We start from the raw sequence: 4,987 nt of genomic DNA, 5'->3' as shown, positions 1-4,987 counted from the left end.
CGCCCAGGCGCTGCAGCGCGGCGGCGCGGTTCGACTGGGTCCGGGCCCAGTCGGCGGGCATGGCCTTGCGGGTTCTGACCTCGAGGGCGGCGTCGTAGCCGCGCACGGCCTCGGCCAGCACGGCCGGGTCCCCGGCGAGCTCTCCCAGGCTCAGCAGCGCGTTTGCGCGCGTGTCCTGGAGCGCCGCCCAGAGCCGGTCCTGGGCCGGACGGTCGACAAGGTCCAGCGCCAGGTCGCAGAGCGCGACGAGCTCATGCACCCTCGCCGGATAGCCCTGCATCGGGCCGATCCGGGCGAGAAGGGCCGAGAGCTCGCCCCCGTCTTCCCCGGAGGACGGGGGCGAGCTCTCGGCGAAGGCCGCGCCTACGCCGACCTCCGCGCAGCGGCGGAACAGCTCCAGGTGCTCCTCCACCTGGGCCCGGGCGCCCGCGTCCTCCAGCACGTCGCGAAGCTGCGCCAGGAGCGCCAGAGCCGCCTCGCCGTAGAGCTGAGGAGCGGCCTCCAGAAGGTCCCGCGTCTCCTGCCAACTCCGCGCCGTGAGGGCCGCCATCAGCCGTTCGCCGAGATCCGGGGCCTGCGCCGTCGCCTGTGCCGCCGCCATCGCCTCGAACGCCGCCCCCACGCCCTCCTCGGCGCAGGCCCGCAGAAGGGCGGAATGCGCCGCGCAGTTCTGGCTCTTCTCCGCCTCGTCCCGATCGGACCAGGCCCGCGCCCAGTCGTCCAGCCGCTCCGCCGCTTGCGGCTCCAACAACGCGGGCTCTGTCTCCAGCAGGCGACGCATGTCTTCAACATCGGCGGTGAGGAAGGTCTGCAGCAGCTCGTCTAGATCTTCTGGCACGGTCAGGTCCGGGAATGATTTCTGGATGGTCTGGATGATCAAGTTGCGCGGCTGTTTGGTCGGCTGGCAAGCATGCCGATGACGACGGCGATTGCGAGGACCGGCGTCGGTTCAGTCGTCCGGCGCCTGGCGCACCGACCCCGTTGGAAAGCGCGGGCCACTTTGCCAATCAAGCGAACGCCGACCAGCGTCGGATTGCGGGCGCTTTGCGGTCGCTTCGCTTGTCCCCGTGGCGTCGCAGGTCTCGGACATCGGCAGTCTGGCCAGGCCCGCGTACCGGTGTTGGGGACGAATGATCGGAGTCTCATGAGGAGACTTCGGGGCGTGATGGGTCGGCGTGTGCGTCTTTCCTGAACGGTGATCCCGGCGCATCTCTCCGCGATCAAGGCTAGGGATTCGCCTGCGGTCGCCGGAGCCGCGAGGGGCGGGCCGGCGGCGCCTCAGTCCCTTGCTCCGAAGGGGAGGTTGCCCAGCGCGGACGGCCGGACATTGGCATCGTCGGTTTCGACGCGGTCTCCCCATCCGAGGTCCGCGGCGGCCCAAGGGGAGCAGCGGGCGGGCTGGTCGGGGGTGCAGTAGCGCAGGAACAGGCGGCCCGAGCGATCCCTGGCGGCGAGCCAGAGGCCGGTGGCCTCGTCGGGGGCGACGACCTCGACCTTGGGCGGCGCGTCGGCGGCCGCCGAGGCGACAGGGGCGAGCGCCAGGGCGAGAAGGGGGAGGATCAGGGTGCGGGTCATGGCGGGTCTCCTTGGACCGGGGTCGGGGATCAGGCGTCGGCGTTGAAGCGCCAGATGGGACGCTCGGGATCGCGGCAGGCGTCGAGCCCGGCGCGGGCGCCGTCGTCGGCAGTGATGGAGAGGCGGCGGCAGAACACGCCGGGGCCGCTCGGCGGTCGGCGGACGGGAGCGCCCGCGACGAAGTCGACCCGGCGGCCGCCGAGCTGCAGGCGCATCACCTGGCCGGAACCCGGGTTCTCCAGCACCCGGGCGGCGGCGTTGAAGAGACCCGTCTCGGAACCGGCTCCGAACACCACGCGCAGCGAGGCCGGAAGGCCGCGGACGAAGCTCACGAAGGCGGCGGGGTCGGCCCGACCGGGGTCGAGCGCGACCAGCGAGACGGGGCGCGCGCTTCCGGCAAAGGAGGCCGAGGCCACGCGCGGCTCGGCCCTGGCCGGCGAGGGGGAGACACGGCGTTCCGAGCTAGGAGCCGGCGCTGCGGCGGGCTGGGACCGGGGCGCGGCGGTGGCTTGCGGAGAGGCGGCAGGCGCCGTCCGCGCCGGGCGCGTTGCGGCCACGCGGTCGGCCCCGATCCGTCCGACCACCACGCCGTCGAGCTCGGTCGGGAAGCGGACGGCGGCGCGGGCCCGCGGGGTGAGACACCGCTCCGAGGCGGCGTAGGAGTTGGTCATCCGCCGCAGCACCTCGAACCAGACCGCCTTGGAGGCGAGTGTCAGGCCCTTGATGCGGGCGAGCTTGGCCGTGGCGCCCCCGCCGGCGATGCCGCCGTCGCCCGAGGCGCCGAACCACGAGGCGCCGAGGTTGAACCCGGTCTCAGGCAGCACGAGGTTGGTCGTCACCGACATGTGCATGCGCCGGCTGACCCCGGCAAAGGGGTCGTCTACGGTGCGGTAGACGAGGGTGCCGTCGCTGCTGGAAACCACTTCCGCGTAGAGCCGCTGCGCGACCACCCGGTCGTTGCCGGACAAGAGCAGTTGCAGCGGGCCGATCGAGAGCGAGCCCTCGGCGCTGCGGTTGCTGAGATCGGCGTCGCCGTCGAGCACGCCGGTCAGCAGCAGGGTCGCCACGTTGTCGGTCGGGGCGTGACCGGTGCCGCCCGGCGGGCGCGGCAGGTCGCCGCCGAAAGCTGCCCCGTCGTCGATCGAGGAGATCGTGAACAACCCGCTGCTGGCGACCGCGTCCTGGAAGTAGGTCTGCAGGCGTTGGGGGTTGTCGGACGGCGTGGTCGGCGTGGACTTGCCCGACCGATCGGGGAACTTGCCGACCCGCAGGGTCAGGTCGTAGAGCCCCCGCTCGCCGATGCCGAGACGGTTGTTGTCGCGAACGTACTGCGTGAGGCAAGCCAGCGGCGCATCCATGGCATCGACGTCGAAGCTGATCTCCGGCTCGGTCGCCGGGGCCCGGGCGATGGGCGAGCCGGCGCAGCCGGAAAGCGCGAGCGCCGCGAGGCCGGCCGCCAGCGGGGCGATCCGCCACCGGCGCGGGAACGGCGGGAACGTGGGCATCTTCCTGTCTCCTCATCTGCGTTGGCGGGCGAGCCACGCCCTGTCCCGAGACTTGCCGGTCCGGCGGTCGAGGTCGTCGGACAGGACGCGGGAGCTTCTGCGGGACATCGTGGGCGGATCGCGGGACGGCGCGCCCGGCGCCGTCCCGCGCGGGGTCACTCGCCGGGCGACATCACGTAGACCCTGGACACGGCGGCGTCGGCGTCCTCCGTGCGGGCCTGGCGTGACGAAGCCGTCCGCGGGTACGCGGGCGGCGCGCCCGCGACGAACGTGGCGAGTTCCGCGAGCGCATCGTCACGCGCCTGCTCGACGCGCGCCACGGCCCCGGCCACGTCGATCTCGACGAGGCGCGCGGCGATGTCCGCGCGCCGAGCCGCGAGGCGCGCGTGCAACTGCGCCGCCGCGGCCTCGGCGGAGCGGGCCGCTTCGGGAAGGGCTTCGCCGGCCGTGGCCGTGCCAGCGCCGAGGTCCGGCGCCGGGTAGGGCGAGGCCGCCTCGAGCGCGAGGATCTCGTCGCGCCGGATCGCCTCGGCGGAAGCGAGCAGGGCCTCCGCCCGCCCGGGCCATGACTGCAGTCCCGCCGTCAGCGCGGCGACGTCGGCCTCCCGCATGGAGAGACGGGCATCCAGCCGCCGAAGCGGTTCTCGGGCGGACAGGATCTCGCGTTGCGCCTCGTCGGCCGCATCGACGATGTCGTCGTGAGCGTCCTCGGCCAAACCCTCGCAGCTCAGCACCGCCTCGACGTGCGCGCGATGGCGCGCGCCGAGGCCCGGGATCGGGTCGCCCACCGCCCGGGCGCCCTTGAGGACGCCCAGGACGGATATGGCCACGCCGAGGCCAAGAAGGCCGATCGACGCGAGGTCGTGGCGCCAGTGCAGCGGATCCTGCGCCACGAGGTCGAGGGCCTGCCGCGCCGCCTCGCCGAGGAAACCGGCCTCGACCGCCGCGACCCGCAGGCTGACCAGGGACAGGTGCAGGAACGCCAGCACGCCGACCCCGACGAGGACTCCGATCCATGCGACGAGACGCACATCCCAGCTTCCTCCGTTGAGGGCGTATCTCAGCAGCCACGCGCCGACCAGGCCGGAGAGCGTCACGTTGGCCGCGGCGAAGCACCCGGCAACGATCCAGCCCTCGAGCAGGCCGCCTGCGGCCACGTCCCGGAAGAAAGCCCCGTTCAGGAACGCCTCCCCGGTGATCATCGCCAGGGCGGCGAGCAGGATCACGAGGATCGGCCAGGGCTCGCGCACCGGGCGGCCGTCGACGCCGCGCTCGCGCCGGAAGGCGGTCAGCTCGATGAACGCGCGCCGCGCCTCGGCGCGCCTCGACGGCAGGTCGGTGCGCAAGCGGCGCAGGATCGTCGGGGCTTCCAGGCCTTCGAAGCGGCGAACCACGCCCCCGGCATCAAAGGCATCGGGCAGGGGCGCGTCGAGGTCCCGGCGGCAGGTGGCCTCGAGATCGGCGACCGCGGTCCCCAGCCGGCGAGCGACGGACCGGGCGCCGGCGTCGACATGGGCGATGACGAGCGACCGGCCGGCGGGCGACACGGCGTCCCGACGCGCCAGGCGACCCAGCGCCTTCGGCTCCGCCAGTCGCGGCAGGCGGTCGAGTTCTTCGAGCGGCGTCGGCGGCAGGAGCCCGACCCGCCGGGCGGTCCGGCTAAGGCCTCGGCCGAGGCGGGTCGCGGCGACGGTCAGGGCGGTGATGGACATGGCGCGCTCCTTTGTCTGCTGTGGCGCTCTTCATGGAGGTCGACGACGTCGCCCCCTGGGTTCAGTTCTCTTTGACCTGCTGGACTTCGCCTCCTTCGAACGTTGCGCCCTGGTGTTCGAGCCAGCCCTTGAGGAACTTGCGATGGACGTCGTTCTGGAGGTCGGCCCATCCTTTGCTGTCCCGTCGGGCGTAGA

Annotated in this window: 4 protein-coding genes; all 4 read right to left on the bottom strand. The window is 73.2% G+C overall.

Annotated elements, in window-relative coordinates; all coding sequences use genetic code 11:
- A partial coding sequence (locus tag BM064_RS26200; RefSeq protein ID WP_218161134.1) for a hypothetical protein occupies positions 1-838 on the bottom strand: 838 nt, incomplete at its 3' end.
- Positions 839-1,278: 440 nt separating this feature from the next.
- Positions 1,279-1,575 (bottom strand): hypothetical protein, encoded by a 297-nt coding sequence (locus BM064_RS26195; protein WP_092866425.1) that lies wholly within the window; start codon positions 1,573-1,575, stop codon positions 1,279-1,281.
- A 29-nt stretch (positions 1,576-1,604) separates the two neighbouring features.
- Positions 1,605-3,080 (bottom strand): hypothetical protein, encoded by a 1,476-nt coding sequence (locus BM064_RS26190; protein ID WP_092866421.1) that lies wholly within the window; start codon positions 3,078-3,080, stop codon positions 1,605-1,607.
- Between the two features lie 155 nt (positions 3,081-3,235).
- Entirely contained in the window at positions 3,236-4,792 is a 1,557-nt protein-coding gene (locus BM064_RS26185; RefSeq protein ID WP_092866418.1) for a hypothetical protein, read from the bottom strand.
- Positions 4,793-4,987 lie beyond the last annotated feature (195 nt).

The sequence above is a fragment of the Albimonas pacifica genome, from assembly GCF_900113695.1.
Taxonomy (GTDB): domain Bacteria; phylum Pseudomonadota; class Alphaproteobacteria; order Rhodobacterales; family Rhodobacteraceae; genus Albimonas; species Albimonas pacifica.
The sequence above is the reverse complement of the archived record's forward strand: the minus strand, read 5'-3'. Positions and strand labels throughout refer to the sequence as shown.

Bases quoted from the DNA above. Each gene is read 5' to 3' on its own strand.
- BM064_RS26190 (WP_092866421.1), bottom strand. From the start codon at position 3,080: ATGCCCACGTTCCCGCCGTTCCCGCGCCGGTGGCGGATCGCCCCGCTG.
- BM064_RS26185 (WP_092866418.1), bottom strand. From the start codon at position 4,792: ATGTCCATCACCGCCCTGACCGTCGCCGCGACCCGCCTCGGCCGAGGC.
- BM064_RS26195 (WP_092866425.1), bottom strand. From the start codon at position 1,575: ATGACCCGCACCCTGATCCTCCCCCTTCTCGCCCTGGCGCTCGCCCCT.